This window comes from Mycolicibacterium tokaiense, assembly GCF_010725885.1.
Classification (GTDB): domain Bacteria; phylum Actinomycetota; class Actinomycetes; order Mycobacteriales; family Mycobacteriaceae; genus Mycobacterium; species Mycobacterium tokaiense.
In genome coordinates this window covers 3069591-3095664 of record NZ_AP022600.1, presented here as the reverse complement: position 1 = coordinate 3095664, position 26074 = coordinate 3069591, and the positions used below count along the sequence as shown (strand labels likewise).

Genomic DNA, 26074 nt, shown 5'->3' with positions numbered 1-26074 from the left:
TCACCGAGCATGATGGAGGCCATGCGCACAGTCAGCACGGTCGAAGAACTCCGCGCCATCGTCGGCGAACCCCACAAGCTGGTCAAAGAGAAGGTCAGTCCCACGCTGGCCCCGATCCATCGCGACTGGCTGGCCCGCTCGCCGCTGGGTTTTGTGGCCACCACCGACGCCGACGGCAACATCGACGTCTCGCCCAAGGGCGACCCGCCCGGGTTCGTCCACGTCATCGATGACAGCACCATCGCGATCCCCGAGCGTCCCGGCAACAAGCGGGTCGACGGGTACCTCAATGTCCTGCAACGTCCCCGGGCCGGAACGCTGTTCGTGGTTCCGGGCCGTGGTGACACCCTGCGCATCAACGGCGCGGCCACGGTGGTGGCCGACGCCGACTACTTCGACGCCATGATGGTGGCGGGCAAGCGCCCCATCCTGGCCCTGCAGATCGCCATCGAAGAGGTGTTCTTCCACTGCGCCAAGGCCTTTCTGCGCTCGGATACGTGGAAACCCGATACCTGGCGCCCTGATGCGCTGCCCAGCGTGGCGCAGATGGTCAAAGCGATGGACGCCGGGCTGAGCCTGGCCGAACTGGAGGAACGGTTCAGCGAGGAAAGTATGCGAACCGAGCTGTACTGAGGACCAGTGTCGTTACGGCCAGCGCCAGGTACGCCAGCGGAAACGCCAGGTTGTGCAGCACCCGGGTCTTGACGTGAATCGCCACTGCACCCAGAAAGAAGAGCACCAAACCTGTTGCGGCAGCCAGTCCTATCTGCGGTGGGCCCACCAGTCCGACGAGCAGGCCCACCCCACCGGCGGCCTTGCACAGCGCCAGCGGCGGGATCCAGCTCGCCGCGACACCGACCTCGGCCGAGTTGGCCAGGACGAACGGGGCGCGGGCCAGGTCCGCTACGGCGATGCCGATGTTCGCGACGGCGGTCACCACGGTGATCACCAGGGTTAGAGTTGTCACGGTTCTCCTCGGACGGTTCGCCGGTGTGCTGACCTGTTGACGTCCGAGTAGTCGAAGAGGTGACACAGTGCAGCTCACAGCCGTATTCGAAGAGAACCGAGGGCATCTGACCGCAGTCGCCCGCCGGATCCTGGGCTCGGTCCACGACGCCGAGGACGCGGTGCAGCAGTCCTGGCTCAAAGCGGCCGGGGCCGATCTGGGTTCGATCGACAACGTGCCCGGCTGGCTGACCACGCTGGTGGCCCGTGTGTGCCTGGACATGTTGCGGCAGCGGCGCTTTCACGTGCCGCTCGATGAGTCGCTCAGCTGGGACGACCGCCGCGATGACGTCGCCGGAGATGTCGCATCCGCACTACCGCTGCTGATGGACCTGTTGTCGCCGGGTCAGCGGGTGGCCTTTGTCCTGCACGATGTGTTCGGGTTCCCCTTCGCCGACATCGCCGCCGCCATCGGCACCACCCCCGCGGCCGCCAAGCAGCTGGCCAGCCGCGCCCGCCGGGCCGTGCGGGGCGCGCAGGCGGGACCGGCTGACCGCGCGCTGGCCGAGGCGTTTCTGGCGGCGTCTCGCGACGGCGACATCCTCGGGTTGCTGCAGGTGTTGGCCCCCGGTGTGGTGCGACGGGTGGACACCATCCTGGTGCCGTCCGGCGTGCGCACCGAGGTTCGCGGGGCGGGTGAGGTGGCCGAGGAGACCCACTTCTTCGCCGAGCGGGCGCGCGCGGGTGCGGTGGTGGAGTTCGACGGCGCACCGGTGATCGTGCTGACCGCAGAGGGGCGAGTCCGCATCCGGATCCGGCTGACGTTCGGGGTCGGTGGGATCACCGGGATCGATATCCGGGCTGTCAGGTGAAGGCCGTCAACAGCGTGACGTAGGTGGCCGTGCCGACCGCGATGCTCAGCAGCGCCTGACCCCGCCACAGGTGCAGGCCGGCGGTCACCGCCACCCCGACCGCCAGCCACCCCACCTCCGCCGGTGTCTGGCGGGCAGCGCCGTGCACCGTGTAGACCGCCAGCATCACCATGACGCCGACGGGCATGTGCACACTGAGATACCGCACCACGCTGCTGTGCCGCATGGGCGCCAGGACGGCGAACGGCAACGCCCGCAGCATCCACGTCACCGCGGCACTGACCAGAACCAGCAGCGCGATGTAACCGTTGTCAGGCACCGCGCCGCTTCCGCAGCAGCAGCACGGCGGTGAACGCCGCGAAGGCGCACACCAGCAGCTGCCCTGGCACCAGCACCCAGGCCAGGATTGCGCACCCGGCGGCGCTGAGAGCGGTCACGCGATCGGGACGCTGCCGGTAGGCGTCGATGGCCAAGACGATGAACAACGCGGTCAGCGCGAAGTCCAGACCTTTGAGCCGTTCGATCGGCAGTGCTTCTCCCACCAGACCACCGAGCGTCGCGCCGGTGACCCACAACAGCTGGAAGCACAGCTGCATCAGCAGGATCGACCTGCTGCCCCAGTGCTGCGCCTCCGGGCTCACGCCGACGGCGTAGGCCTCGTCGGACAGCGTGTAGGTGCTGTAGAGCTTACCGCCGATCCCCCGCACCCGGTGCAGCGGGAAGGACAGCGCATAGAAGACGTGCCGGGCGTTGACCACCAGCGTGGTGAGCGCCACAGTCGCCACCGGCGCGGCCGCCGCCACCAACGGCACCATCAGGAACTCCAGCGACCCGGCGTAGATCACCGCGGCGAAGGTCGGGGCCCACCACCAGTCCAGACCGGCGTGCACCACCACGAATCCCAGCGCCATACCGAGTGGAATGAACGCCAGACCGATCGGCGCCGACAGCGCCAGCACCTGCCGCATCCGGACAGTCTGCGGCACGCGGTCACCGAATCGTCAGGCCGGGTCCCCGACCCGGCACCTAGGGTGGGTGAGTGTGAAGACCGGTCGCCGCGAGTTCGTCGTCGTGGGTCTGGCGGTGGTACTGGTGGTTGCGGCCTTCCTGGTACCGAAACTCGACCTGGGCATCGTCACCCCGCTGATCAATGCCGACGCGGAACGCTTCGAGGCGTTCGCCGGCGCCGCCCCGATCTTCGGCTGGTGGGACGCCCACGTCGGCTGGGGCACCGTCCCGGCCATCCTGATCGGCCTGGCCGCGGTGATCTGGGGACAGTCGGTGGCCGCGCGGTTGGGCTGGCGCACGCTGCTGTGGGCGACGTGGGCGGTCTCGGCCGCCTGGGCGTTCTCGTTGGCCATGATCGACGGCTGGCAGCGCGGCTTCGCCGGCCGGCTGACCGCGACGCACGAGTATCTGCGCCAGGTCCCGACCGTCGACGACATCCCCTATGCCGTGCGGTCTTTCGCCGACCGCATCATCGACTTCCAGCCGGATTCCTGGATGACGCACGTCTCGGGCCATCCCCCGGGGGCGCTGCTGACGTTCGTGTGGCTGGACCGCATCGGTCTCGGTGGCGGCGCCTGGGCGGGAGCCTTCTGCGTGGTGATCGGCGCCTCCGCCGCCGCGGCGATTCTGGTGGCGATCAAGGCACTCTCGGGTGAGGAACCGGCCCGCGCCGCCGCGCCGTTCGTGGCGGTGGCGCCGACGGCCATCTGGATCGCGGTGTCGGCCGACGGCTACTTCGCCGGGGTCGCCGCGTGGGGCATCGCGCTGCTGGCGCTGGCGGTGCGCCGGTCGGTGTGGTTCGCGGTGCCCGCCGGACTGCTGCTGGGCTGGGCGATCTTCCTGAACTACGGCCTGGGGCTGATCGGTCTGGTTGCGGTCGCGGTGTTGATCTGTGCGCCCTCGTTGCGCCGCGCGCTGGCGGTGCTGGGGATCGCTGCCGTGGCGGCGCTGGTGGTGGTCGGGGTGTTCTACGCCGCGGGCTTCTGGTGGTTCGACGGCTACCACGCGGTGCAGGCCCGCTACTGGCAGGGCATCGCGCTGGACCGGCCGTTCCAGTACTGGGGCTGGGCCAACTTCGCCTCCACCGTGTGCGCGATCGGCCTGGGCAGTGTGGCCGGGGTGTCGCGGGCGTTCTCCTGGTCGGCGGTCAAGGCGCGCTCAGGGATTCACCTGCTGGTGCTGGCGGCGCTGCTGGCCATCGTGTGCGCCGACATGAGCATGCTGAGCAAGGCCGAGACCGAACGCATCTGGCTCGGTTTCATGGTGTGGCTGACCGCCGCACCGGCACTGCTGCCGCTGGCGTCACGGCGCTGGTGGCTGGCGGCCAACGTCGTCGGCGCCCTGGCCCTCAACCACCTCATCCTCACCAACTGGTGATTTGGGCGCGCTGGTAACCGCTGAGCGGTTGCGAGCGCGCCGAAATCCCAGGAACAGCAGGGTGACGAGCCAGGTGAGGCCGAGGGCGAGCCACAGTCCCAGCGGGTAATCCCGGTCCAGCACCGTGGGATTGGTGGGCCGCGCGCCGGGGCGGTCGAACACCGGCACGGCCAGCGCCACCAGCACCACGCTGACCAATCCGGCCACCCCCAGCGGCGCCCACCATGCCCGCGGCAGCAGGCGCCGGCCCGCGAAGCCGAACGCGGCCACCAACGGCGCGAACACGAAGTCGTGCAGCAGCACTCCGGCCGCCGCCCAGATCGCTATGCGCAGCAGAATGGGCCACGGATTGTCCAACAGCAGCAGTGCCCCGTAACCCATGGCCGCCACTCCCAGCACGCCCAGAGCGATCCTCATGCCACCACCTCGATGCGGCTGAGCCACTTGGTCTGCAGCACACCAGGTCTCGACGGGGCGATCAGCCGGCACGGATAACCGTGGTCGATGTCGAGCACCTCGCCGTTGAGCCGCAGCGCGATCAGGGTCTGGTCGTCGCGGGCGTGGCGCGAGGGCAGCACGGTCCGCGAATACGGCCCCGGCGGCTCGAGGGAGACCATCCTGACATCGCGGTCGCCGGCTGCGCCCACGGCGGCCAGCAGCTCCCCCAGCACCACGCCGGTCCACTCGGCGTTGCGACTCCAGCCCTCCACACACGCGATGGGCAACCGGCGGGTGGTCTGGGGCAGGGCACCCAGTTGCTCGACGGTGAAGGTGCGGCTGGTGTCGCCGTTGGTGACCGTCAGCCGATACTCCGGCGCCCGAGCGGATTGCAGCACCCCCGCCTCGGCGCCAGAGCGGTTGACCGCCAAGCCCTGTGGGCCGTCACCGGTGCGCGGAGCCAACACGGAGACACGGCTCAACCACGGCACCGTCTGCCCCACGGTGGCCACCGTTGCCACACCTGCGGCCAGCCAGGTGCCGTGCAGCACGGTGCGCCGGGAGATCGCGCCGGGCTCCAGCTCGTAGTCCACCGGCTGCGCCAGCGCCGCCCGGATGACCGGGATCTTGACCGCGATGTGCAACAGGACCGAACCGACAAGAACGTAGGACATCGCGTAATGCACGACAGGGAAATAGAACCCGAACGCATACCACTGCGCGATGTTCATCAGCCCGGTCACCGTCTGGAAGATCATCGAGGCGACGAGCACCAGGATGGACCCACGCTCCAGCAGGTGCAGCGGCGAGCGGAACAACGGCCGCTCGAACAGCTTCGGCCATACCGACCACAGCTTGACGATCAGCAGCGGGATGGCCGCGATTCCGGTGGCCACGTGCAGACCCTGCGTCAGCCGGTAGAGCCACACCGGGCCGGCCGGCCAGACGAACCACGGTTGCGGATGCTGGATGAGGTGACTGAGCAGGCCGGTCACGAAGCAGACGCCCACACAGATTCCCAGCCACCGCCCCACCCGGGCGGTGATGGCGGGGCCGCGCACAGTGTTCATACCGTGCAGTGTCATTCCCGAGGCGAAGCGTTACAGGCCGTCATCTCAGGCAGCCAGCGCGGCGACCACCCGGTCACCGATGGTGTGGATACCGTCGACGGTCAACCCCACGTCAGCGGCCAGGTCGGCAGCCACATCGACCCCCACCCACGCCCACCGGAACCACGGCCCGACGGTGGTGCGGGTCTCCAACCTGATCCAGTCGACTTTGACGCCGGCCGCCTTGGGATCGAACTCGGCCAGGCAGTGTCCGCCGTGACGCAGCAGCTCCGCCGAACGGCGCAGCACCCGCCAGGGGTCACCGCCCAGCCCGACATTGCCGTCGGCGAGCAACACGTTGTGCCAGCGGCCGGTGCCCGGCAACGGGTCGAAGAGGTCGCGGCGCAATGCCGGCGCGCCGCTGCTGCGCGCCAACCCGATGGCCGTTGCGGACAGGTCCACGCCGAGCGCGGGGATGCCGCGCTGGGCCAGGCTGGCCACCAGTCGCCCCGGCCCACAACCCAGGTCGATGGTCGGGCCGTCACACATGGCCAGCACCGTCGCGTCGAAGTGCGCTTCGGCGCGCGAGGCCTGCCTGCCGCCCAGCCAGGTCTGCACCGGCAGGACGTCGACGGTGCCGTCATCGTGGCGGATCCAGCAGCGCTCACCGGTCAGCGCCCGCTCATAGAGGTTGCCGAACATCTCAGATCCCCACTGCCGCAAAGCGGCTGGACGGTGAACAGGCTGCGCGTACCGCGGCGACGTCGTGCAATTCGTCCACATCGTCGAGTTCGGGCAGCAAGACGACGTCGGCACCCGTCGCCCGCAATCCCGCCAAAGTCTGTGCGCCCGTGTCGGATCGGGACATCGGGACGTCGGCCAGGAACGCGGCCATCGCCGCATTCTGCACACCGAGCGCCCACCAGCCGCCGTCGCCGGCCAGACCCAGCGCCGCGTCGTGGTCGAGCAACAAGCGGGCACACGATTCCAACAGCTGCGCGGTGACCTGGGGGGTGTCCATCCCGATCTGCAGCACCGGAAGACCGGTGTCGGAGTCCTGGTGCGCCGCCCGCAGTCGCTGCGCGAAGTCGTCGCCGCGCTGCTCCACCACCCGGAAGGAGCGCAGCCGTTCGGCCAGTTCAGCGGCGCGTGCCGCGGCCGTCAGATCCCCGGTGAACGCCACCACCCGCTGCGTTACAGGCGTGGCGAGCACCGCATCCAGGGTGTCCAACAGCGCCGCGGCGGCAACATCGGCGGCGGCCTCAGATCCGATCGAGGCCGCCAACCGGGTCTTGGCCAGCCCCGGCACCGGCGCCTTGGCCACCACCAACAGGCAACACGGCAACTCCGACGTCATGTAAGGGCCCTCCAGAAGTCGACCGCGGCGTGCATGCTCCCCCGAACAGAACCACTGACCTTCGACGTTCCACCGGTGCGGGGGCCATAGTCGACGTCCAGTTCTATCACTGTCCACCCCGCCGCCGCGGCGCGCACAAGCAATTCCAGTGGATACCCGGAACGCCGGTCTTCAATCCTCAAATCCAGCAGCGCATCCCGGCGGGCAGCCCGCATCGGCGCGATGTCATGGATGTCGAGTCCGTACCTGCGGCGCAACCGGAAACACACCGCCGCGGTGCCCAGCCTCGCGTGCCACGGCCAGCGCAGTCCGGGAACCGCTCGCCGCCGCCCCGTCACCATGTCGGCATTGCCGAGCGCGGCGACCAGCCGTGGCAGATCTGCCGGATCCAGCGACCCGTCGGCGTCGATCACCGTAACGATCTCGGTGTCGGCGGCCACTACCCCGGCATGAACTGCTGCTCCGTAACCGGGCACCCGCTCGGTGACCACCCGCGCGCCGTGGGCCCGGGCGACGTCGGCCGTGCCATCGGTGCTGTTGTTGTCGACCACCAGCGCTTGATATCCGGTCGGGATGGCCGCCAGTACCCCCGGCAGGGATTCCGCCTCGTTGAGGCAGGGCAGCACCACTGTGACCGGACAGTTGGGCATGGGCTCCGACGTTAGCATTCGCGATTGCCACCCATCCGAGGTGCACTCGGTGACGAATGAATTACGTCATCGCAGGTAGATGCGTTTCGGATGTAGAGGAGAAGGCTTCTTGGGTGCAGCGGCGGCGCGCGTCCTGATCGCCGACGACGATGTTGTCGTCCGCGACGTGGTGCGCCGATACCTCGAACGGGACGGGCTGGAAGTCCTGGTGACCGACAACGGCACCGACGCCCTTCGCATGCTGGGCACCGACCGGATCGACGTCGCGGTGCTGGATGTGATGATGCCCGGGCAGGACGGCCTGAGCCTGTGCCGCAACCTGCGCAGGGCAGGTGATTTCAGCGTCCCGGTGATCCTGCTGACCGCCCTCGGCGAGGAAGACGATCGCATCGCCGGCCTGGAGGCCGGCGCCGACGATTATGTGGTCAAGCCGTTCAGCCCGCGGGAGTTGACCCTGCGGGTGCGCTCGGTACTGCGGCGGTCGCCCGCCCCCCTGGGGGTGCTGCCGGTGGACATCACGGTCGGGGGCCTCACAGTGTCCTCGGCGGCGCGCACCGTCGAGGTCGACGGCAGACCCGTCGGCCTGACCAACCGCGAGTTCGATCTGCTGATGTTCTTCCTCACCCACTCCGACACCGTGTTCACCCGCGAGCAGTTGCTGCAGCAGGTCTGGCACTGGGACTACGGCGACCTGTCCACCGTGACCGTGCACGTCAAGCGCCTGAGGTCCAAGCTGGGCCCCGAGCATCGGGTGCAGACCGTGTGGGGCCGCGGCTACCTGTGGCGCGGAGCCGAGGAACAGGTACCGCATGCAGCCAGTTGAGCTGATCGAGATCGTGCTGCTCGCCCTGGCCTGTTCTGGACCCGTGGTGGTGCTGGGCGGGCTGATCATCCGGTTGGCCCGCACGTTGTCGCTGGCGGCGAGCATGGTGGTGCTGGTGCTGATCCCGGTGGTCGCCACCTTCACCGGCGTGCTGGGTGCCAGCCGTTTCATGCTCGACGACACCTTCAGCCAGATCGTCGTGGTGTTGATCGTGGTGTCGGTGGTGACGGTTCCCGCGGCGGTGACACTCGGCCGGTATCAGGCCCGCCGCACCGTGTGGGAGCAGGAGGTGCGCGACGCCGAGCGTGCTGCCGAGCAGTCCCGCCGCAAGCTGGTGGCGTTCGTCAGCCATGACCTGCGCACCCCGCTGGCCGGCATCCGCGCGGTCTCCGAGGCCATCGCCGACGGGGTGGTCAGCGACCACGAAGTTCGCGAGCATGCCAAGCACATCGAGCAGGAATCCATCCGTCTCTCGGCGATGGTCGACGACCTGTTCGAGATGTCGAAGATCAACGCCGGCGCCGTCACCACCTCCGATGCCCTCGTGGCTCTCGACGAAGTGGTCGACGACGTGGTGGCCGCCCACCGCATCACCGCCGAACGGGCCGGGGTGGCTCTGCACTCCGACGTGGCCGGAGCACCGCTGCGGGTGGTGGGCAGCGACCGGGCGCTGGTGCGGGTGCTGTCCAATCTGGTGGCCAATGCGATCGCCCACACTCCCGCCGGCGGCACCGTGACGCTGCAACTGGGCCGCGACGGCGACGGCGCCTGGGCGCGGGTGGACGACACCGGCGTCGGCATCGACGAGGCCGACCTGGCCAGGGTGTTCGACGTCGCCTACCGCGGTTCCAACGGCCGCGTGCCGCGCGGGGATTCGACGTTGCCGAGCGGATCGGGCCTGGGACTGGCCATCGCCGCCGGCCTGGTGCAGGCCCACCACGGCACCCTGTCAGCGCACAATCTCGACGGCGGCGCACGCTTCGAGGTGCGGCTGCCGCTCGCTAGGGAATGAGCGCCGCCTCGAACTCCGCGCACAACCAATCCACGTCTGCCGGTGAAAACACCAGCGGCGGACGGATTTTCAGGACATTGCCGTCATGGCCGCAGACCGACAGCAGTACCCGCCGCTCCCGCAGCCGGTTGACCAGACGCCGCGCGCCGGCCCGGTCGGGAGCCTTGGTGTCCGCATCGGTGACCATCTCCACCCCGAGATAGAGGCCGGCGCCCCGCACGTCGCCCACACCGGGCTGATCCTGTGCGATCCGGGTCAGTTCCCGGTGCAGCAGCGCGCCGGTGTTCGCGGCATTGACCATCAGCCGCTCGTTTTCGATGACATCGAGCACCGCGGCGGCAGCCGCCATCGAGACGGGATTGCCGCCGAAGGTGTTGAAGTACGGCACGCCCACCGCGAACGACTTGAGCACGTCGGAGCGGGCCGCCATGGCCGCGACCGGCATCCCGTTACCCATCGGTTTGCCCGTGGTGAGCAGATCGGGCACCACACCGTGGCGCTGAAATCCCCACATGGCGTTGCCGGTGCGACCGAAGCCGGGTTGCACCTCATCGGCGATGAACACGCCGCCCCGCGACCGGATGGCGGCCACGGCGGGACCGAGCACGTCGGCTTCGGTGTAGATGCCATCAGAGGAGAACAGGGTGTCGACGATCAGACAGGACACCCCGTAGCCGGCCTGCACCAGTTCGTCGGCCGCTGCGGCCACGTCGGCGGCAAACGCCTGCGCCAACCGGTCTTTGGGCACCCGGTAGCTGTCCGGCGGGGCGACCGTGCGCACGTGCGCCCCCAGCGCGGTGGCCCCGCCCAGGGACGGCGAGATGGCGGTGACGGCCGCGGTGTTGCCGTGATAGGCATCTGTGGTGACGATCACACCCGTTGCGCCGGTGTGCATTTCAGCGACTCGGAGCGCCAGGTCATTGACCTCCGAGCCGGTGCAGCCGTACATCACCTGGTCGACCTCGAACGGCAGCGTGGTCAGCAGCCGCTCCGAGTAGTCGACGATGGCCTCGTGCAGGTACCGGGTGTGGGTGTTCAGCGTCGAGAGTTGCCGGGTCACCGCGTCCACCACGTGCGGGTGGCAGTGCCCCACGCTCGCGACGTTGTTGTAGGCGTCGAGGTAACGCTGCCCGTCGGCGTCGAACAGGTAGGTGCCGTGCCCCCGCACCAGATGCACCGGCCGCTCGTAGAACAACCGGTAGGCCGGTCCGAGCATCTTCTCCCGCGCGCTGATCAGCGGTTCGGCGTCCCCAGGGCCCGCCGAGTAGCTGTTGGAGTCCATGATGTTGGAGAAGGTGCTCGTCATAACACCGTCAACGATGCCACCAATCGCGCCGGCGGGCCGGATCGGCGGCGGGCAGGTACGTAATTCTGCCGACGCCAGCGCTCGCGGAGAGGGAGCGGTTCGGCGACACTGTTGCGATGCCTGGACTGCCCCCCAACCACGAGGAGTTCGCCCGCGCTGCGCTGCCCGCATACGGCCATCCGGCCGACGCACCGCTGCGGTTGTTGAGCCTCTCGGAGAACGCCACCTACCTGGTGGGCACCGCCGTGCCCTGGGTGCTGCGGGTGCACCGGCCCGGCTACCACGACCTGGACGCCATCCGCTCGGAGCTCAGCTGGATGACCGCGCTGCGGGAACAGACCGAGGTGGTGACGCCGGCGCTGATCCCGGCCCGCGACGGCAGTGAGGTGGTGGCCGCCACCGTGGCCGACGCCGTCCTGCACGTCGACGCGGTGTCCTACATCCCGGGCTGCACCGCAGAAGACCAGCCGGACGCCGTGGGCTTCGATCTGCTGGGCCGGTTGACGGCGCTGATGCACAACCACGTCGAGAGCTGGTCGCCGCCGCAGTTCTTCACCCGCTTCCGCTGGGACCTCGAGACCACTGTCGGCCCGCTGGGGCGCTGGGGCGACTGGCGTGCCACGCCCAACCTCACGGCAACCGATGCCACGGACGTCGACCTGGCGGTGGCACGCATCATCGAGAGGCTGACCGAGTTCGGCACCGACGCAGACCGTTTCGGCCTCGTGCATGCCGACCTGCGGATGGCCAACCTGATGGTGGACCCCGCCGATCCGACCGCCCCCATCACCGTCATCGACTTCGACGACTGCGGGTGGTCCTGGCATTTGGCCGATCTGGGTGCGGTGGTGTCCTTCATCGAAGACACCCCCGAGGCAGAACGCATCATTGCCGACTGGCTGCGCGGTTACCAGACCGTGCGTCCGCTGCCCGACGACCATCTGGCGCTGGTGCCGACGTTCGTGATGTTACGGCGGATCATGCTGTCGGCCTGGATCGGCAGCCACGCCGACGCCGACGCGGCCATCCCGCTGGCGCCTACGTTCGCCGCGGGCACCGCGGCGCTGGCCCGCCGCTACCTGCACGACGAATCCTGGCTGGCGGAGGCCCTGTGGAGTAGCGCACTACGCTAGTCGGCGCCGCGGCGTCGTCGCACGCTGAGCGCCATGGAAGAACACGCCGTCGTTCTGGGTGCCAGCTTCGCCGGGCTGCTGGCCGCAGCCGTGCTCTCGGAGTTCTACCGCCGCGTCACGGTGGTGGAGCGCGATCATCTGCCGGCCGCCGCCGCGCACCGGCGCGGGGTTCCGCAGGGCAGACACCTGCATGCCCTGCTGGCCAGCGGTTCGTCGGCGCTGGAGGAGCTGTTTCCCGGCATCCTCGACGAGCTGACCGCTGACGGGTCGGCACACCTGGACGAGCTCTCGCAGTTCTGGCAGGTGCTGGGCGGCCACGACCTGCACCGCAGCACCGGTGAGTTTGCCGAGAGGTTGCGCACCTATCAGTCCACGCGTCCGTTTCTGGAGGATCATGTGCGGCGGCGGGTCCGCCGTCTGGCCACGGTGACGATGCTCGAGGGCCATGACGCGGTGTACCTGTTGGCCGACGGGCCGCGTGTCACCGGCGCCCGGGTGGCGCCGCGGGAGGGCGGCCGCAGTGTTGCGTTGACCGCGGACCTGGTGGTCGACGCCACCGGACGCGGGTCGCGAACTCCGGCGTTCCTGGCGGAACTGGGCTTCGACCGGCCCGTTGAGGAGGGCACCCGGGTTCGTCTGGCCTATGCCAGTCAGCTGCTGCGGATCCCCGACCCACACCCGCCGGCGAAGATGTTCCTCATCGGCACCGCACCCGGGCGGCCCACCGGCGGTGCGCTGGGGCAGTGTGAGGACAACACCTGGCTACTGACCGGTGCCGGCATGGCCGGTCACGAGCCGCCGACCGAGTGGCCGGCACTGCGCGAGTTCTCCGCCGGATGGGCACCTGCGCCGATGGCCGAGGCCCTGCAGCGGGCCGAACCCATCGGCGAACCGGCCCGCTACCGGTACCCGACGACACAGTGGCGGCGCTACGACAAGCTGCGTCGGTTCCCCGAGGGCCTGGTGGTGCTGGGCGATGCGGTCTGCAGTTTCAATCCTGCTTACGGACAGGGGATGTCGGTGGTGGCGTTGGAGGCGCAGGCGCTGCGCCGCTGCCTGACGGACGGCCCGGTACGACTGGGGACGCGGTTCTTCGCCGCGACCGCCGCGACGGTGGATGCGGCCTGGCAGCTGGCCACCGCCGCGGACCTCGCCGTGCCGGAGGTGCCGGGCCGCCGCACGCCGGCGATGCGGTTCGGTGCGTGGTACACCAACCGCCTGATCGCGCGGTGTATGTCCGACATCACCCTGTTCGAGAGGTTCGTGCGGGTGACCCAGCTCCTGGAGCCACCGTCGACGCTGTTCGCCCCCGCGGTGGCGCGCCGGGTCCTTCTGCCTCAGTCCTCCAGCGAGGCTCCGAGACGTTCGGCGGCCGCCACGTAATCCTCGATGAACTCCAGCACCACGTCGCGGGCGGGCTTGACCTTGTTCATCAGACCCACACCTTGGCCGACGAAGTAGGTGGCCAGCGCCTGGGCGCCCGGATGTCCCTGCGCGGCAAGCTTGTCCACGCGGCGCAGCACCGGCTCGACGAGCATGTTCTGCAAGGGCAGCGGCAGCGTCTTCTGCTTGTCCGGACCCCACGCGTCGGTCCAGTCCGACACCAACTGGCGCGCGGGCTTGCCGGTGCGGCCCGTGGAGCGCACGGTGTCGCGGGACGACGCGGCCAGCATCTTCTGGACGGTGTACGGCGCGGTCTCGGCCTCCTCCGTCGTCAACCAGACCGATCCCGTCCACGCACCCGCGGCGCCCATCGCCACGCAGGCCGCCATCTGCCTGCCCGTGACGATGCCGCCGGCGGCCAGCACGGGGATGCCGCCACCCCCCGGTGTCTCTTCCAGAGCCTGCAGCACTTCCGGCACCAGGACCAGCGTCGACACCTCACCGCAGTGACCGCCGGCCTCGGTGCCCTGCGCGATGATGACGTCCACACCGGCGGCCACCTGCTTGATGGCGTGCTCCTTGGCGCCCACCAGTGCCGCCACCGGCACGCCGCTGGAGGCACCTGCCTCGATCATGTACGCCGGTGGCACACCGAGCGCGTTGGCCATCATCTTTATCGGGTGCTTGAGCGCGACGTCCAGCAGTTGCTCACCGGTGTCGCCGGAGAGATTGGAGCCACCGTAGCGCTTCTCGTCGTCGATGGGGATGTCATGTGCGGCAAGCAGTTCGGTGACATAAGCGCGATACTCGGCGGGGATGCGGTCGACCAGCTGACCGGTGGACAGCGACTCGCCCTTGCCCTCGAACTTGGCGGGCACGATGATGTCGACACCGTACGGCTTGCCCTTCACCTCCCCGTCGATCCAGGCCAGCTCCTGCTCGAGCCGCTCGGGGGTGAACGCGGTGCCGCCGAGGACTCCGAACCCGCCGGCATTGGTCACCGCGGCCACCACGTCGCGGCAGTGGCTGAAGGCGAACAACGGGAAGTCGATACCGAACCGGTCGCAGATCGCAGTCTTCACCCGATCAGTATGGCCACCTTGAGTTGACAACTGTCAAGTATCGCCGCCCGGCGTCGCTACCTTTCTGCGCGGGAAAGGCGGCCCTACGCACACGCTATCCTCGACGAATCCGACTGATGCAACGCATCACGATCTGACGGAGGGGTCGGTTGGGGCGAACCAAGAACGATCGATCCGAGGCCACCAGAGCGGCTTTGATGGAGGCGACTCTGAAGGTGGTCGCAGAAACGGGCGTCAAAAGCGTGACCCATCGACGCGTGTGCTCCGTTGCCAACATGTCCCTGGGAACGGTGAACTATCACTACCGCGATCTCAACGACCTGCTGCTTGACTCGTTCGCCTTCTACGTCGAGCGGGTCTCCGTCGCCTACGAGAACAGCTTCAGCACTGCGCGCAACGACGAGGAACTCGCCGATGCCGTTCTGGCACTTATTGATTCACTTGCCGACGACAGCGACACCGCAATCCTGATGTGGGAACTGTACGTGGAGGCCGCACGCGACAGGCGGTACCGCATGTTGGTGCGCAAGTGGTCGGTGCGGGCGAAGTCCGGAGTGGCCGCCTATTGCGGCGCCACCACCGCGACGGCGATCGAGGCTCTCTGGGACGGTGCGGTGATGCAGCGCATCGTCGGAGATGCCTATCTTCCCGACGATGAGCTGCGCCGGGTGATCCTCTCGATCATCAGGTCCGACCCTCTGCGGCACTACCCCGACGGCCGCACCATGGCGGCCCGCTGACGGCTGTCGCCGTGCACCCGAAAAGGAGCACGGCGACAGTCTTTCCGAGCTTGACAACAGTCAACGCGACCGCTCGGCGCCCCCCCGGCGCAACTGTTCGGCCACCTGCAGCGCATCGTCCTCGGGTGCGTCGGAGTTTCCATACGGCCGCGCCACGAGCATGTAGACGCCGCCGACGGCGAGCACCACCGTCAGTCCGATCAGCACGATCCAGCGGTCGACTAACGGCAGACTCGCGTCGCCGGGCAGTGCCAGCAGAACCATCGCGGCAACCCCGTAGATCAGTGCTGCGATGTTCACCAACAGGCCCGCCCCACCGAGTGACCACGGACCGGCCGGCCGCCAACCCTTGAGACGCTGACGGAGGGCGGCCAGAACCACCATCTGGAAGCAGACGTAGATGCCCAGGACGGCGAACGCGGTAACCGCCACGATGCTCTCGGGCTTGAAGTAGAGCCAGAGGCTGATCACCATCGGGGCGCAGCACGCCACGACCATCGCGTTGCGCGGCACTGCCCCAGCCCCACCCACCTCCTCGTGGAGCTTGGACAACCAGCGACTGCCCGGCAGCATGTCGTCGCGAGCGAAGCTGTACAGCAACCGGCTCAGCGCGGCCTGTTGCGAGAGCACCGCCGACAAGAAGATGGTGGCCGCCACGATCAACAACATCGTCATGCCCCACTCACCGGTACTGGCTCGGACGATCTCCGGGATGGGATCGGCCACATTGCCGTCGACGATGTCCTGGAGATTCGGTGCGGCCAGGATGAAACCGGCGTAGGCGATGACGGCCGCCACCAGGCCGATGACGATGGTGAGAATCATGGCCAGCGGAATCCGCCGCTCGGGATCCCTGACCTCTTCAGCCACGTCGCCACACGCCTCGAATCCGTAGAACTGCCACAAGCCCACCAGCGCGGCGAGCAGGAACGCCCACAGGTAGGGTTCCGAGCCCGCGACCCCCATGGAGTCGAACAGCATCGCAAACGAGTTCTTTCGCTCGAACACAAGAAGATACAGACCCAGCGCCACCACCCCGATGAGCTCGCAATAGAACCCGATTCGCGCGACCAGTGCGAGTGTTCTGGTACCCGTGCTGTTGAGGACGAAGGCAACTGCCAGCAGCCCGAGCGCGATCATCAGGCCGGTTCCGGCACCGGGCGGTATCCGAAACAGATTGGACAGGAACGGTATAGCGAACTGCACCACCGACGTGGTGGTGACGATCAAGGCCGCCAGATAGATCCAGGCCGCCATCCACGCATAGCGCCTACCCCAGAGCCGTCTCGTCCACGGGTAGATCCCTCCGGTGATCGGATACTGCGACACCACTTCTCCGAAGACCAGCGCGACCAGCAGCTGCCCGGCGGCAACGATGACGAACCACCAGATGGAGGGAGGCCCCGCCGTCGCCAGCCCGAGCGCGAAGATGGAGAGAACTCCCGCACCCGGCGAAAGGTAGGTGAAACCGAGGGAGAAATTGGAGATCAAGCCGATTGACCGCTTGAACTGTTCAGGCGGGGGCTGCCCTTGACTCGATGCCCCCGGGGCTTGAAGCGATTCGGACATGTTCATCTTCCTTCCGGGAAAGAAGTACATGGGGTGGGGTGGTTACGACGGCTCACCTGAGCCAGGAGACACGGTCCGGCGCCCAACGGAATATTTGAACAAACGTTGAACTCTGGGAGTGGGGGAAGCGTAACTCCGCCTACCACACCTGTCAACAGAAAAGTCAACCACCCTCATCTGCAGGCCAGTTCTTTTGATCGCGCTGCGCTGCAGGGTTTATCGGCAGGTCAGGCCGACGGAAGTCGGACTTCCCATTGACAGCGGACCCCGCTCGGTTTACGTTGCGTGATGTTCACGTATTTCAACAGATGTTCAAATTTGCGCCTCGAGACGGTGAAGCCGATGACCACAACCACCCGCGATGTTGCCGCATTCAAACGCGCCGTCGGCCACTTCCCCACCGGCCTGACCATCGTCACCGCCCACCACGGGGCGACACCCGTGGGCATGACGCTGCAGTCGTTCATGTCGCTGTCCCTGGATCCGATGCTGATCGCGCTCGCCGTCGCGCGGACGTCGACCACCTGGCCCCTGATCGAGCCGACAGGTTCCTTCGCTGTGAACATCCTCGCGGGACACCATCACAGCTTGGCGCGCCGCTTCGCTGTTCGCAGTGAAAACCGTTTCGAGTCAGTCGAATACACCACATCGAGGGCAGGTAATCCCGTCTTCACCGACTCCGTCGCCTGGCTGGACTGTCGTACCCACCGAATCGTCGACGGTGGTGACCACTGGATCGTCATGGCGGACGTCATCGAAATCGGTGGCGCACCCGACGACACCGCCGAGCCTGCGCTCGTGTTCTTTCGCTCCCGATTTCACCGCACCACCACACCCCACCCTGAGGAAGGAACACCATGAAGTTCGGACTGTTCAACATCCCCTATTCCCGTGACTACTCACACGGCCGCCGCACCGTCCGCCAGGTGATCGACTGGGATCTCACCTTGACGAAGTGGGCCGACGACTACGGCTGGGAAGAGGTGTTCTTCGCCGAGCACTACACCCTCGGCGGGGAACCCAGTCCCGCACCCGATCTCATGATCGCCGCCGCCGCACAGCTCACCTCCCAGATTCGACTGGGGGCGGCAGCCCATCTACTCGCCTACCACAACCCGATCTCACTGGCGCACCGCATCATGTGGCTCGACCACATGACCGGAGGCCGCTACATCGCAGGCTTCGCCCCCGGAGCGTTCCCCAGCGACGCGCAGCTGTTCAACACCGGCAAGAAGAACCCGCAGATGATGGTCGAAGCGCTGGAGATCATCCAGGCCATCTGGGAGAAAGAGGGCCCGTTCCGCATCGACGGCGAGTTCTGGACCGTCGACATGCCGGCCTACTCCGATGACATCCACGGCCCGCACCTGAAGCCGTTCCAGGCGAAGATCCCCGCCATCATGACCGGCATGCAGGCGACGTCACCCACCCTGACCACCGCAGGCCGGCACGGCTTCTACCCGATGAGTCAGCAGGTGCACGAGAGCGTGCTGCGCCAGCACTGGGAGACCTACGCCACCGCGGCCACCGCGGCCGGCCACCCCGCCAACCGGGCGAACTGGCGCATCTGCCGTGATGTACTGGTGGCCGACACCGACGACCAGGCGCGCGAGGCCTACCTCAACGGTTCCATGGGCGACCTGTGGGGCAACTACAACATCCCCACGTTCATCGAACTCGGCCTCGGAGATCTGGTGACGGGCGGCACCATCGCCAAGGAAGACCTGACGGCGGAGTGGATGGTCGACAATTTCCACCTGGTCGGCTCGCCGGACACCGTTGCCGCCAAGATCGAGGCACTGCACGCGGCCGTGGGTGGCTTCGGCACTCTCATCTCGTTCGGGCACGAGTACACCGACGATCCCGAGGTGTACCGCCGCAGCTTCGAACTGATCGGAACCAAGGTCAGCGAGCTGGTTTCGCACCTCTGATCCGTCGCACGACCCACCACGATCCACAGGAGATCTCACCGTGACCACTTCGCAGCAGCCACTTCTCGACGGAAAGGTGGCGCTGGTATCCGGCGGCGCCCGCGGGATGGGTGCCGAACACGTCCGCCGCCTCGCCGAAGAAGGCGCCGTCGTGCACTTCGGCGACGTCCAGTTCGATCTGGCGGGCACTCTGGCCGAACAACTGCAGTCCAAGGGGCTCGAGGTGCACGCCCATGACCTGGACGTCACCGATTCCGCGTCGTGGCAGAACGTGATCGACGCCGTGGCCGCCAGGCACGAGTGCCTCGACGTTCTGGTCAACAATGCCGGCATTCTGGACATGGCCGGACTCGAGGAGTCGACCGAAGATTCCTGGCGCCGCACCCTGGACATCAACACCTCAGGTGTGTTCCTGGGGGCCAAGACGGCTCTTCCCCTGCTCAAACGCAGCCGAGCGGCGTCGATCATCAACATCTCATCGATCTTCGGCATCGTCGCCGCCGAGGGGTACCTGGCCTACACCGCCTCGAAAGGGGCCGTGACCACCATGTCCAAGTCGATGGCCTGCACCTACGGCAAGCTCGGAATCCGTTGCAACAGCGTTCATCCCGGTTACATCGAAACCGCGATGCTGGACGCGGAACTCAATCAGCTGCCCGAAGGTGCCACCGCGCTGCTGCACACCCAGATCCCGCTGCGGCGCTTCGCACAGGCGGTCGAGGTCTCCGAGGTGATCGTGTTCCTGGCATCCGATCGCGCCTCCTACGTCACGGGCGCCGAGATCGTCGTCGACGGCGGGCTGCTGGCAGGCCGCTGAAAACCTGCACCCGGGTGGGTTGAGGTGGACAGGAGTCGACGGAATCCGCCACATCTGTCGACTGGCGTCCATCTCAACCCGCTGTGGATGGAGGACAACGAAGCCGTGAGCATCGTGGCACCGTCGTGCGATGCCGAAACCCTTCGTTGGAAGCGAGGCCGTGGCCGCCGGGCAGGTGACCAAATACCAGCTCGCACAGGACTATCAGCGCCTTCTGCCGAATCTGTACACCGCGAAGGGGCCGGTGACATTGGAAGATCGGACTCTGGCCGCATGGAAGTGGTCGAAGGGCAGAGGCGTCATCACGGGCCTCGCCGCCTCCGCTCTGCACGGTGCGAAGTGGGTGGACACCGGGACACCGGTTGAGATGAACCTGCCCAACAGTCGATCCCCTCGCGGAGTCATCACCAGGAATGAGCGACTCCTGGACGCCGAGGTGATGGTGCGCCGGGGCGTGCGCGTGACCACGCCCGTTCGCACTGCGTTCGATCTGGCCCGCCGCGACACCGAATACCGGGCGATCGCCAGGCTCGACGCGCTGTCACGGGCGACGCGGTTCTCGGCTGACGAGGTACTCGAGCTCTCGCCTGCACCCTCACATCCGAGGACTCGTGCGCGTGCCCGCACTGCTCGCCCGCGTGGATGCCGGCGCCGAATCACCCCAGGAGAGCAGGCTGCGTCTGACGCTCATCGATGCCGGATTTCCCGTACCGCGGACGCAGATACCGGTGCGTCGACCCAACGGGCGCAGGTACTTCCTCGACATGGGCTGGCCGGAGCTGATGGTGGCGGTCGAATACGACGGTGAGCATCATCGCACCGACCGCTTCAGCTTCACCAGCGACATCGCACGCGCTGAATACCTGGCGTCCGTCGGCTGGATCATCATCCGGGTGCTCGCCGACCACCGGCAGCGCGACATCATCGAGCGGGTGAAGCGGGCCCGGTCACAGCGCATGGGTTGAGTTGGACAACAGTCGAGAGATCGGCTGAAAACACTCGACTGGTGTCCATCTCAACCTCATGCCCGCAGCGGCGCGAACGCGAAGTCGCGCAACCCCTCTTGCGGAGACACCGACGCCCGGAAGCCCAGGGATGCGGCGGCCCCTTCCGGCGAGGCCACGATGTGGCGGACGTCGCCGCTGCGGTACTGCCCGGTGACCTCGGGTGCCGGCCCACCTCGGGCCTCGCACACGATACCGGCGACATCGAGAATCGAAATGGGCTGCCCTGAGCAGACATTGGCAGCCAAGAAACCCTGCGCAGGTGATTCGACGGCAGCCACGTTGGCCGCAGCGACATCGCTGACGTGCACGAAATCGCGCATCTGCCCGCCGTCTTCGAACACCTTGGGAGCCTGGCCCTTCTCGAGCGCCGAGCGGAAGATGGCCGCCACGCCCGAGTACGGCGTATCGCGCGGCATCCCCGCTCCATAGACATTGTGGTAGCGCAGCGCGGTCACCGAGCCACCCGATGCCTCGGCCCAGGCCAGCGCGTAGTGCTCCTGGGCGGTCTTGCTGGCGGCGTACAGGCTGCGCGGCTTCAACGGTGCATCTTCATCAACCAGCGTCCAGTGCACCGGTTCGTCGCCGAGCGGGCAGCGGTGCTCGAACATCCCGGCATCGAGATCGGCGCGGCGGCGCGGCAGCGGATCCACCGCGCCGTGCTTGGGGCATTCGAAGCCGCCCTGGCCGTAGACCACCATGGACGAGGCCAACACCAGCCGGGACACGCCGGCGGCATACATCTGCGCCAGCAGCACGGTGGTGGCGTAGTCGTTGTGCCTGCCGTAGGCGGGCGCATCGGCCGCGTTCACCCCGGCGCCCACCATGGCCGCCTGGTGGCACACCACATCCACCCCGTCGAGCAGATGGGCCACGATGTCCGGCGCCGCCACGTCGCCGCGGACCACACCCTCGGGCAACACCGCGTCGTGATGCGCCGCCGGCAACAACACATCCAGGCCCACCACCTCATGCCCCTTGGCCCTCAGCGCGGCGGCGATCTGCGTTCCGATGAAACCGGCTGCACCCGTGAGCAATACCTTCATGGCAAGTCGATCGGCAGCGTCACACCCTCGTGCGGGGTGCAGTGCGTGCAGCTGCGCTCCCGGGGCACCGATTCGATGGCCTGGCGCACCAGGTTCTTGAACGGCACCAGGTTCTTCTCGAACTCGGCGAACACGTCCACCGCTTTCACCCCGGCTCCGGCTTCCACCCCGGCATCCAGATCGGTGACCAGAGCAATTGCTGCATAACACATTTCGAGTTCGCGAGCCAGGACCGCCTCCGGGTAGCCCGTCATGTTGATCAACGAGAACCCGACGCTGGAGTACCACCGGCTCTCGGCGCGGGTGGAGAACCGCGGGCCCTCGATCACCACCATGGTCCCTCCGTCCACCACCTCTGGCTGCCCGACCGCCGCAGCCCGCAGATCGGGGCAGTACGGGTCGGCGAAGTCCACGTGGATGCCGCCGGAATCGAAGTACGTGGCCTTCCGTCCGCTGGTGCGGTCGAGGAGCTGATCGGGCACCACCATGGCGCCGGGGCCCAGCGCCGGATCGAGGCTGCCCACCGCACAGGGACCGAACACCCGCCGCACCCCCAGGGACCGCAACGCCCACATGTTGGCGCGGTAGGGCACGGTGTGCGGGGAGAACTCGTGGTTGACCCCGTGGCGCGGCAGAAACGCCACCTCGTGCTCCCCCACCGAACCGACGGTGATCGGGGCGCTGGGACTGCCGTAGGGCGTGTCGACACTGAGGGGGCGGGCGTCGTCCCCGAAGAAGGAGTAGAAACCGCTGCCGCCGATGACTCCGAGCATCCGTCCATTCTGCTTGACTGCCGACGTGGCACGTTTCTCGGCACTACACGCGGACGGCCCCGCCGCGGCGCGGCTGGCGGGCGCGGCCGCCGGCGGGGTGGCAGCGGCGGCAATCGTGGTCGCGACGGCGGGTGCGCCGTACGCCCCCGCCGCGGGCTGGGTGGTGACCGCGAGCATCTACCTGAGCTGGACCTGGCTGTTGGTGGGCAGGATGGGCGCCGCCGCCACTGAACATCACGCCCGCCACGCCCACGAGGAGGACGCCACCCGCGGGTTCACCCACGTCACCGTGGTGCTGGCCAGCGTGGCCAGCCTCGGTGGCGTCGGGTACCTGTTGACCTCCGGTGGGGACGTCGCCGCGGCCGTGCTCGGCATCGCCTCGGTGGCCGCGTCCTGGTTCGCGGTGCACACCGTGTTCATGCTGCGGTACGCCCGGCTCTACTACACCTCCGGCGGCGGGATCGACTTCAACGCCGACGACGCCCCCGCGTACGCCGACTTCGCCTACCTGGCCTTCACCCTCGGCATGACCTACCAGGTGTCCGACACCGCCCTGCGCAGTCGCGTCATCCGCGCCACCGCGCTGCGCCACGCGCTGCTGAGCTTCCTGCTGGGCGCAGTGATCCTGGCCATGACGCTGAACCTGGTGGTGGGGCTGGCGGCCCTCAGCTAGGACCCGTGCGACGATCTTCGACATGGCCACCGTCTCCCAATGGATCGAAGGCGCCCGCCCGCGGACCCTTCCCAATGCGGTGGCGCCGGTGATCGCCGGCACCGGCGCCGCAGCCTGGCTGGGTGCGGCGGTGTGGTGGAAGGCGGGACTGGCGCTGGTGGTGTCGCTGGCGCTGATCGTCGGAGTGAACTACGCCAACGACTATTCCGACGGCATCCGCGGCACCGACGACGTGCGCGCCGGGCCGCTGCGGCTGGTCGGCTCCAAGGTCGCTTCCCCGCGCTCGGTGCTGATCGCGGCCGTGATCAGCCTGCTGTTGGCCGCCGCCGCCGGCCTGGCGCTCGCCATCCTCACCAACCCGTGGCTGATCGCGGTGGGCGTGGTGTGCATCGCCGGGGCGTGGTTCTACACCGGCGGGTCGAAACCGTACGGGTACCTCGGTTTCGGTGAGATCGCGGTGTTCGTCTTCTTCGGTTTGGTGGCCGTACTGGGCACGCAGTACGTGCAGGCGCTCGCCGTCGACTGGGTGGGTGCGGTGGCCGCCGTGGTGATGGGGAGTCTGTCGTCGGCGGTGCTGGTGGCCAACAATCTGCGCGACATCCCCACCGACACCGAATCCGGCAAGATCACCCTCGCGGTGCGCCTCGGCGACGCGCGGACCCGGACGCTCTACCTCACCCTGCTGGCCGTGGCGGGGCTGGGCACGCTGGGACTGGCGTTGGCCACACCGTGGTGCCTGGCCGGTCTGGTGGCCGCGCCGCTGGCGGTTCGGGCGTCGCGCCCGGTCACCACCGGTAAGGGTGGACCGGCCCTGATTCCGGTGCTGCGTGACACCGGGCTGACCATGCTGGTGTGGTCGATCGCCGTCGGGGTCGCCCTGACGGTGGGCTAACCGCCGGCCGGCACCGGGTAACGGTCGTTGACGTCGGCGTTGGAGTCCTTGCGGGCGCAGTGCGCGCAGCAGAAGATGCCGTCGTCGGTCTCGATGCCGTGGCCCAGGATCCGGCACCCGCAGTGGGCGCATTCCGGAGCCAGTTGGGCGGCCGCGCATTCCACACTGTCAAAGGTCGCCGCCCGGCCGTCGCTGAAGGTGACGGTGAAGGCTTTGTCGTAGTCATTGCCACAGGTGTCACAGATGCTCATGCGTTCCGGGTGCCCGGGCCATGCCGACTCAAACAGAGCCCCTATGACCGGCGTTGCTGAACAACGCCTTTCGTGATCGCCGTCACCAGATCTGACCGCTCCGCCGTGCTTTTTCCGCCATTGCACCCAAAAAAAGCGGCGACGGAATTAATCCGACGTAACACCGGTTTAACAGGGCAGACCGGAACGAGAGACCGATCTGAACCGCGAGCCACAGATCTACTGCGAGCCACGATTCGCACCAGCACCAAAGACGAGAGAAGAATGATCATGAAGAAGTTCGGATTTGCCACTGCCGCCGCCACCGCCCTCACCGCGGGCTTCCTCGGTCTGGCCGCCCCGGCCATGGCCGCTCCCACCGGAGCAGGCAACGCGCAGGACACCATCAGCTCGCTGCAGGACCAGGGTTACAAGGTGATCGTCAACCGCCTGTCCACGGCCCCGCTGAGCGAAGCCAGCGTCGTGTCGGTCGGTCAGGGTCCCACCTTCAGCCACACCAACGCCAACGCCGGTAACGAAGGCGGCTACGGCCCCAACTCCGACAACCAGTTCGCGCCGCAGAACACCAAGACGGTCTACGTCAACGTGCGCTGACGACACGTTCACATCAAAGGCGCCCCTCGGGGCGCCTTTTTTGTGCGTTCAGCGCAGCGCCTCCAGCAGCCGGTCAACGTCGTCCTCGGTGTTGTAGAGGTGGAAACCGACCCGCACCGCGCCCGCTCTGACCGCGGCCCGGATGCCCGCTGTCCGCAGTCGATCCGCCGCTCCCGCAACGGGTATCGACACGATCGCCGACTCTGCCGGCGGCAGGTCCAGCTCGCGCCGCACCGTAGCGGCCAGGCCGACGGTGTGCCGGTGCACCGCAGACCGGTCGAGTGCGGCCAGCCACGGCAAGGCGGCGCCGGCGCCGATGGCACTCGCCCAGGACGGTGAAGTGTCCAACCGCTTCGCCGACGGCGCCAGCCGCAGCGGCAGGCCGTACACCGTGGCCCACGGATCCTGGCCGGCGTACCAGTTGGCGTTGTGCGGCGTGATGCCCTCGAGCAGGTCGGCGCGCACCGACATCCAGGCCATCCCCCGCGGCGCCAACAGCCACTTGTAGGCGCCACCGACGGTCACCGCGGCCCACGACAGATCCACCGCGCACCACCCCAGCGTCTGCGTGACGTCGATGACGGTGACGGCAGAGCCCGCGTTGGCCCGCAGGGTCGCCACGTCGAGCATCCGTCCGCTGGCCGACTGCACCAGGCTGACGGCGACGACGTCGAATTCCCCCGCGCGCTGCTCCAACTCGCCGGGGGCGAGTTCGGTGACGGTGACGCCACGTCCGGCCTGCGCGGCGAACGGGAACGTGACGCTGGTGAACTCGCCGGCGACGGTGGCCACCCGGACACCGTCGGGCACCGACGCGGCGATCAGCCCGAGCAGCGCCGAGACACTGCCACCGATGGCCACCGCCTCAGGCGCGACACCGACCAATGACGCATAGCCGGCGCGGGCGGCCTCGACATCGCGGTCGAAGTCCGGGGCGTACACCGCGCCGCGGCGCCACGCGTCCAGGTGCGCGGCGACGGCTCCGGCGACGAACGCCGGCGGCAGCCCGACCGTCGGCGAATCGAGGTACCCCGGCGCGCCGGCGAACTCGGCGCCGAACGCGGTCCTCATGCCGCCGGCGGCTCTTCGCCGCGCAACCGCGCCTGCAATTCGGCTCGGTCACGCTTGCGGCGCTCGTCGACGGCGGCGATGCTCGCGGTGGCGCGCCTGCGGAGCGGGGCGAAGAGCCAGATGCCCAGCGGCAGGGCGATCACGATGGCGAAGAGCACGGCGATCACGATGGGGAACTCCTCGATGCCCAACAGTCGGGCACCGAACACCAGCACCGCGGCCAGCGCCGCCACCAACAGCAGCCGGGCGACCAGGTAGGCCGCGACGTCCGCCACCAT

30 protein-coding genes and 1 pseudogene are annotated in these 26074 nt (G+C 68.1%); 15 read left to right on the top strand and 16 right to left on the bottom strand.

From position 1 onward, the window contains the following. The first annotated feature begins 12 nt into the window (after positions 1 to 12). Positions 13 to 633 carry a pyridoxamine 5'-phosphate oxidase family protein gene (locus G6N58_RS15075; RefSeq protein WP_115281495.1) on the top strand — a complete coding sequence of 207 codons (621 nt, stop codon included), beginning with the start codon at positions 13 to 15 and terminating at the stop codon, positions 631 to 633. Here G6N58_RS15075 and G6N58_RS15070 read toward each other — a convergent pair. After that, on the bottom strand, positions 599 to 967 hold the full coding sequence (locus G6N58_RS15070; protein ID WP_068915448.1) for a DoxX family protein: 369 nt from the start codon (positions 965 to 967) through the stop codon (positions 599 to 601). The genes G6N58_RS15075 and G6N58_RS15070 overlap by 35 nt on opposite strands. Positions 968 to 1034: 67 nt before the next feature. Here G6N58_RS15070 and G6N58_RS15065 point away from each other — a divergent pair, with 67 nt between their 5' ends. Beyond that, complete coding sequence (locus G6N58_RS15065) at positions 1035 to 1817, top strand: sigma factor-like helix-turn-helix DNA-binding protein (protein ID WP_115278171.1); 783 nt, start codon at positions 1035 to 1037, stop codon at positions 1815 to 1817. Here the strand turns inward: G6N58_RS15065 and G6N58_RS15060 are convergent. Beyond that, positions 1810 to 2136: a branched-chain amino acid transport AzlD family protein gene (locus G6N58_RS15060; RefSeq protein ID WP_115278172.1), complete on the bottom strand. Its 327-nt coding sequence runs from the start codon at positions 2134 to 2136 to the stop codon at positions 1810 to 1812. The two genes, G6N58_RS15065 and G6N58_RS15060, sit on opposite strands and share 8 nt — an antisense overlap. After that, on the bottom strand, positions 2129 to 2785 hold the full coding sequence (locus tag G6N58_RS15055; protein WP_115278173.1) for an AzlC family ABC transporter permease: 657 nt from the start codon (positions 2783 to 2785) through the stop codon (positions 2129 to 2131). The genes G6N58_RS15060 and G6N58_RS15055 overlap by 8 nt, the downstream gene beginning before the upstream one ends. Positions 2786 to 2858: 73 nt before the next feature. Here G6N58_RS15055 and G6N58_RS15050 point away from each other — a divergent pair, with 73 nt between their 5' ends. Beyond that, complete coding sequence (locus G6N58_RS15050; protein WP_115281497.1) at positions 2859 to 4202, top strand: hypothetical protein; 1344 nt, start codon at positions 2859 to 2861, stop codon at positions 4200 to 4202. On the opposite strand, the gene G6N58_RS15045 is transcribed toward G6N58_RS15050, so the two are convergent. Genes G6N58_RS15045 through G6N58_RS15025 form a run of 5 tightly spaced genes read right to left on the bottom strand, consistent with a single transcriptional unit; the run spans position 4128 to position 7696 of the window. Continuing rightward, positions 4128 to 4619, bottom strand: coding sequence for a hypothetical protein (locus G6N58_RS15045; protein WP_115278174.1), 492 nt, complete (start codon positions 4617 to 4619; stop codon positions 4128 to 4130). The genes G6N58_RS15050 and G6N58_RS15045 overlap by 75 nt on opposite strands. Then, the gene (locus tag G6N58_RS15040) at positions 4616 to 5710 is read right to left on the bottom strand and encodes a molybdopterin-dependent oxidoreductase (protein ID WP_115281496.1); all 1095 of its coding nucleotides are present in this window, start codon (positions 5708 to 5710) and stop codon (positions 4616 to 4618) included. Before G6N58_RS15040 ends, G6N58_RS15045 begins: the two co-directional genes overlap by 4 nt. A 45-nt stretch (positions 5711 to 5755) precedes the next feature. Beyond that, positions 5756 to 6391 (bottom strand): methyltransferase domain-containing protein, encoded by a 636-nt coding sequence (locus G6N58_RS15035; RefSeq protein ID WP_068915443.1) that lies wholly within the window; start codon positions 6389 to 6391, stop codon positions 5756 to 5758. Position 6392: 1 nt separating this feature from the next. Continuing rightward, positions 6393 to 7046: a TIGR04282 family arsenosugar biosynthesis glycosyltransferase gene (locus G6N58_RS15030; protein WP_115278175.1), complete on the bottom strand. Its 654-nt coding sequence runs from the start codon at positions 7044 to 7046 to the stop codon at positions 6393 to 6395. After that, complete coding sequence (locus tag G6N58_RS15025; RefSeq protein WP_115278176.1) at positions 7043 to 7696, bottom strand: glycosyltransferase family 2 protein; 654 nt, start codon at positions 7694 to 7696, stop codon at positions 7043 to 7045. Before G6N58_RS15025 ends, G6N58_RS15030 begins: the two co-directional genes overlap by 4 nt. A gap of 109 nt (positions 7697 to 7805) precedes the next feature. Between G6N58_RS15025 and G6N58_RS15020 the strand changes: the two genes are divergently transcribed. Both G6N58_RS15020 and G6N58_RS15015 read left to right on the top strand, forming a co-directional pair. After that, positions 7806 to 8519: a response regulator transcription factor gene (locus G6N58_RS15020; protein ID WP_232067872.1), complete on the top strand. Its 714-nt coding sequence runs from the start codon at positions 7806 to 7808 to the stop codon at positions 8517 to 8519. After that, positions 8506 to 9531 carry a sensor histidine kinase gene (locus G6N58_RS15015; RefSeq protein WP_068915439.1) on the top strand — a complete coding sequence of 342 codons (1026 nt, stop codon included), beginning with the start codon at positions 8506 to 8508 and terminating at the stop codon, positions 9529 to 9531. The genes G6N58_RS15020 and G6N58_RS15015 overlap by 14 nt, the downstream gene beginning before the upstream one ends. On the opposite strand, the gene G6N58_RS15010 is transcribed toward G6N58_RS15015, so the two are convergent. Then, complete coding sequence (locus G6N58_RS15010; RefSeq protein WP_232067871.1) at positions 9521 to 10837, bottom strand: aspartate aminotransferase family protein; 1317 nt, start codon at positions 10835 to 10837, stop codon at positions 9521 to 9523. The genes G6N58_RS15015 and G6N58_RS15010 overlap by 11 nt on opposite strands. Positions 10838 to 10953: 116 nt before the next feature. Here G6N58_RS15010 and G6N58_RS15005 point away from each other — a divergent pair, with 116 nt between their 5' ends. Together G6N58_RS15005 and G6N58_RS15000 are read left to right on the top strand one after the other, a co-directional pair. Next, on the top strand, positions 10954 to 11970 hold the full coding sequence (locus G6N58_RS15005) for a phosphotransferase enzyme family protein (protein ID WP_115278177.1): 1017 nt from the start codon (positions 10954 to 10956) through the stop codon (positions 11968 to 11970). Positions 11971 to 12003: 33 nt separating this feature from the next. Beyond that, positions 12004 to 13353: an FAD-dependent oxidoreductase gene (locus G6N58_RS15000; RefSeq protein WP_115278178.1), complete on the top strand. Its 1350-nt coding sequence runs from the start codon at positions 12004 to 12006 to the stop codon at positions 13351 to 13353. On the opposite strand, the gene G6N58_RS14995 is transcribed toward G6N58_RS15000, so the two are convergent. Beyond that, positions 13308 to 14435: an NAD(P)H-dependent flavin oxidoreductase gene (locus G6N58_RS14995; protein ID WP_115278179.1), complete on the bottom strand. Its 1128-nt coding sequence runs from the start codon at positions 14433 to 14435 to the stop codon at positions 13308 to 13310. The two genes, G6N58_RS15000 and G6N58_RS14995, sit on opposite strands and share 46 nt — an antisense overlap. A 275-nt stretch (positions 14436 to 14710) precedes the next feature. On the opposite strand from G6N58_RS14995, the gene G6N58_RS14990 reads away from it, so the two are divergent. After that, positions 14711 to 15175, top strand: a complete 465-nt coding sequence (locus G6N58_RS14990) for a TetR/AcrR family transcriptional regulator (RefSeq protein WP_232067870.1) — start codon at positions 14711 to 14713, stop codon at positions 15173 to 15175. Positions 15176 to 15235: 60 nt separating this feature from the next. Here the strand turns inward: G6N58_RS14990 and G6N58_RS14985 are convergent, their stop codons facing one another. Further along, the gene (locus G6N58_RS14985) at positions 15236 to 16666 is read right to left on the bottom strand and encodes an APC family permease (RefSeq protein ID WP_197746425.1); all 1431 of its coding nucleotides are present in this window, start codon (positions 16664 to 16666) and stop codon (positions 15236 to 15238) included. A 420-nt stretch (positions 16667 to 17086) separates the two neighbouring features. Between G6N58_RS14985 and G6N58_RS14980 the strand changes: the two genes are divergently transcribed. The 4 genes and pseudogenes from G6N58_RS14980 (at position 17087) to G6N58_RS31325 (ending at position 20457) form a co-directional block, all read left to right on the top strand. Then, a complete protein-coding gene (locus G6N58_RS14980) occupies positions 17087 to 17605 on the top strand; it encodes a flavin reductase family protein (protein WP_115281499.1) in 519 nt (172 codons plus the stop codon). Then, positions 17602 to 18675 carry an LLM class flavin-dependent oxidoreductase gene (locus tag G6N58_RS14975; protein ID WP_068915432.1) on the top strand — a complete coding sequence of 358 codons (1074 nt, stop codon included), beginning with the start codon at positions 17602 to 17604 and terminating at the stop codon, positions 18673 to 18675. Before G6N58_RS14980 ends, G6N58_RS14975 begins: the two co-directional genes overlap by 4 nt. Positions 18676 to 18715: 40 nt before the next feature. Next, positions 18716 to 19492, top strand: coding sequence for an SDR family NAD(P)-dependent oxidoreductase (locus tag G6N58_RS14970; RefSeq protein WP_068915431.1), 777 nt, complete (start codon positions 18716 to 18718; stop codon positions 19490 to 19492). Between the two features lie 130 nt (positions 19493 to 19622). Next, positions 19623 to 20457: pseudogene (locus G6N58_RS31325) on the top strand (endonuclease domain-containing protein). 56 nt (positions 20458 to 20513) lie between these two features. On the opposite strand, the gene G6N58_RS14960 reads toward G6N58_RS31325, so the two are convergent. Further along, positions 20514 to 21542 (bottom strand): NAD-dependent epimerase/dehydratase family protein, encoded by a 1029-nt coding sequence (locus G6N58_RS14960; RefSeq protein ID WP_115278182.1) that lies wholly within the window; start codon positions 21540 to 21542, stop codon positions 20514 to 20516. Then, positions 21539 to 22315: an S-methyl-5'-thioadenosine phosphorylase gene (locus tag G6N58_RS14955; protein ID WP_115281500.1), complete on the bottom strand. Its 777-nt coding sequence runs from the start codon at positions 22313 to 22315 to the stop codon at positions 21539 to 21541. The genes G6N58_RS14960 and G6N58_RS14955 overlap by 4 nt, the downstream gene beginning before the upstream one ends. Before the next feature lie 25 nt (positions 22316 to 22340). Between G6N58_RS14955 and G6N58_RS14950 the strand changes: the two genes are divergently transcribed. Further along, positions 22341 to 22988 (top strand): DUF1345 domain-containing protein, encoded by a 648-nt coding sequence (locus G6N58_RS14950; protein WP_232067869.1) that lies wholly within the window; start codon positions 22341 to 22343, stop codon positions 22986 to 22988. Positions 22989 to 23010: 22 nt separating this feature from the next. After that, entirely contained in the window at positions 23011 to 23880 is an 870-nt protein-coding gene (locus tag G6N58_RS14945) for a 1,4-dihydroxy-2-naphthoate polyprenyltransferase (protein WP_115278184.1), read from the top strand. On the opposite strand, the gene G6N58_RS14940 is transcribed toward G6N58_RS14945, so the two are convergent. Next, entirely contained in the window at positions 23877 to 24131 is a 255-nt protein-coding gene (locus G6N58_RS14940; protein WP_115278185.1) for a metallothionein, read from the bottom strand. The genes G6N58_RS14945 and G6N58_RS14940 overlap by 4 nt on opposite strands. Positions 24132 to 24401: 270 nt before the next feature. Between G6N58_RS14940 and G6N58_RS14935 the strand changes: the two genes are divergently transcribed. Continuing rightward, positions 24402 to 24725, top strand: coding sequence for a hypothetical protein (locus G6N58_RS14935; RefSeq protein ID WP_115281501.1), 324 nt, complete (start codon positions 24402 to 24404; stop codon positions 24723 to 24725). Positions 24726 to 24773: 48 nt separating this feature from the next. Here G6N58_RS14935 and G6N58_RS14930 read toward each other — a convergent pair whose 3' ends face one another. Both G6N58_RS14930 and G6N58_RS14925 read right to left on the bottom strand, forming a co-directional pair. Next, positions 24774 to 25796, bottom strand: a complete 1023-nt coding sequence (locus G6N58_RS14930) for an aminotransferase class V-fold PLP-dependent enzyme (RefSeq protein WP_115278186.1) — start codon at positions 25794 to 25796, stop codon at positions 24774 to 24776. Further along, a complete protein-coding gene (locus tag G6N58_RS14925) occupies positions 25793 to 26074 on the bottom strand; it encodes a DUF4229 domain-containing protein (RefSeq protein WP_068915423.1) in 282 nt (93 codons plus the stop codon). Before G6N58_RS14925 ends, G6N58_RS14930 begins: the two co-directional genes overlap by 4 nt.

What these genes read in the sequence shown, in the direction of transcription:
- G6N58_RS15075 (WP_115281495.1), top strand. Translation starts at nt 13, where the DNA reads ATGGAGGCCATGCGCACAGTCAGCACGGTCGAAGAACTCCGCGCCATC.
- G6N58_RS15055 (WP_115278173.1), bottom strand. Translation starts at nt 2,785, where the DNA reads ATGCGGCAGGTGCTGGCGCTGTCGGCGCCGATCGGTCTGGCGTTCATT.
- G6N58_RS15045 (WP_115278174.1), bottom strand. Translation starts at nt 4,619, where the DNA reads ATGAGGATCGCTCTGGGCGTGCTGGGAGTGGCGGCCATGGGTTACGGG.
- G6N58_RS15040 (WP_115281496.1), bottom strand. Translation starts at nt 5,710, where the DNA reads ATGAACACTGTGCGCGGCCCCGCCATCACCGCCCGGGTGGGGCGGTGG.
- G6N58_RS15035 (WP_068915443.1), bottom strand. Translation starts at nt 6,391, where the DNA reads ATGTTCGGCAACCTCTATGAGCGGGCGCTGACCGGTGAGCGCTGCTGG.
- G6N58_RS15030 (WP_115278175.1), bottom strand. Translation starts at nt 7,046, where the DNA reads ATGACGTCGGAGTTGCCGTGTTGCCTGTTGGTGGTGGCCAAGGCGCCG.
- G6N58_RS15025 (WP_115278176.1), bottom strand. Translation starts at nt 7,696, where the DNA reads ATGCCCAACTGTCCGGTCACAGTGGTGCTGCCCTGCCTCAACGAGGCG.
- G6N58_RS15015 (WP_068915439.1), top strand. Translation starts at nt 8,506, where the DNA reads ATGCAGCCAGTTGAGCTGATCGAGATCGTGCTGCTCGCCCTGGCCTGT.
- G6N58_RS15010 (WP_232067871.1), bottom strand. Translation starts at nt 10,837, where the DNA reads ATGACGAGCACCTTCTCCAACATCATGGACTCCAACAGCTACTCGGCG.
- G6N58_RS15005 (WP_115278177.1), top strand. Translation starts at nt 10,954, where the DNA reads ATGCCTGGACTGCCCCCCAACCACGAGGAGTTCGCCCGCGCTGCGCTG.
- G6N58_RS15000 (WP_115278178.1), top strand. Translation starts at nt 12,004, where the DNA reads ATGGAAGAACACGCCGTCGTTCTGGGTGCCAGCTTCGCCGGGCTGCTG.
- G6N58_RS14990 (WP_232067870.1), top strand. Translation starts at nt 14,711, where the DNA reads ATGTCCCTGGGAACGGTGAACTATCACTACCGCGATCTCAACGACCTG.
- G6N58_RS14980 (WP_115281499.1), top strand. Translation starts at nt 17,087, where the DNA reads ATGACCACAACCACCCGCGATGTTGCCGCATTCAAACGCGCCGTCGGC.
- G6N58_RS14975 (WP_068915432.1), top strand. Translation starts at nt 17,602, where the DNA reads ATGAAGTTCGGACTGTTCAACATCCCCTATTCCCGTGACTACTCACAC.
- G6N58_RS14960 (WP_115278182.1), bottom strand. Translation starts at nt 21,542, where the DNA reads ATGAAGGTATTGCTCACGGGTGCAGCCGGTTTCATCGGAACGCAGATC.
- G6N58_RS14955 (WP_115281500.1), bottom strand. Translation starts at nt 22,315, where the DNA reads ATGCTCGGAGTCATCGGCGGCAGCGGTTTCTACTCCTTCTTCGGGGAC.
- G6N58_RS14945 (WP_115278184.1), top strand. Translation starts at nt 23,011, where the DNA reads ATGGCCACCGTCTCCCAATGGATCGAAGGCGCCCGCCCGCGGACCCTT.
- G6N58_RS14940 (WP_115278185.1), bottom strand. Translation starts at nt 24,131, where the DNA reads ATGAGCATCTGTGACACCTGTGGCAATGACTACGACAAAGCCTTCACC.
- G6N58_RS14935 (WP_115281501.1), top strand. Translation starts at nt 24,402, where the DNA reads ATGAAGAAGTTCGGATTTGCCACTGCCGCCGCCACCGCCCTCACCGCG.
- G6N58_RS14930 (WP_115278186.1), bottom strand. Translation starts at nt 25,796, where the DNA reads ATGAGGACCGCGTTCGGCGCCGAGTTCGCCGGCGCGCCGGGGTACCTC.
- G6N58_RS14925 (WP_068915423.1), bottom strand. Translation starts at nt 26,074, where the DNA reads ATGGTGGCGGACGTCGCGGCCTACCTGGTCGCCCGGCTGCTGTTGGTG.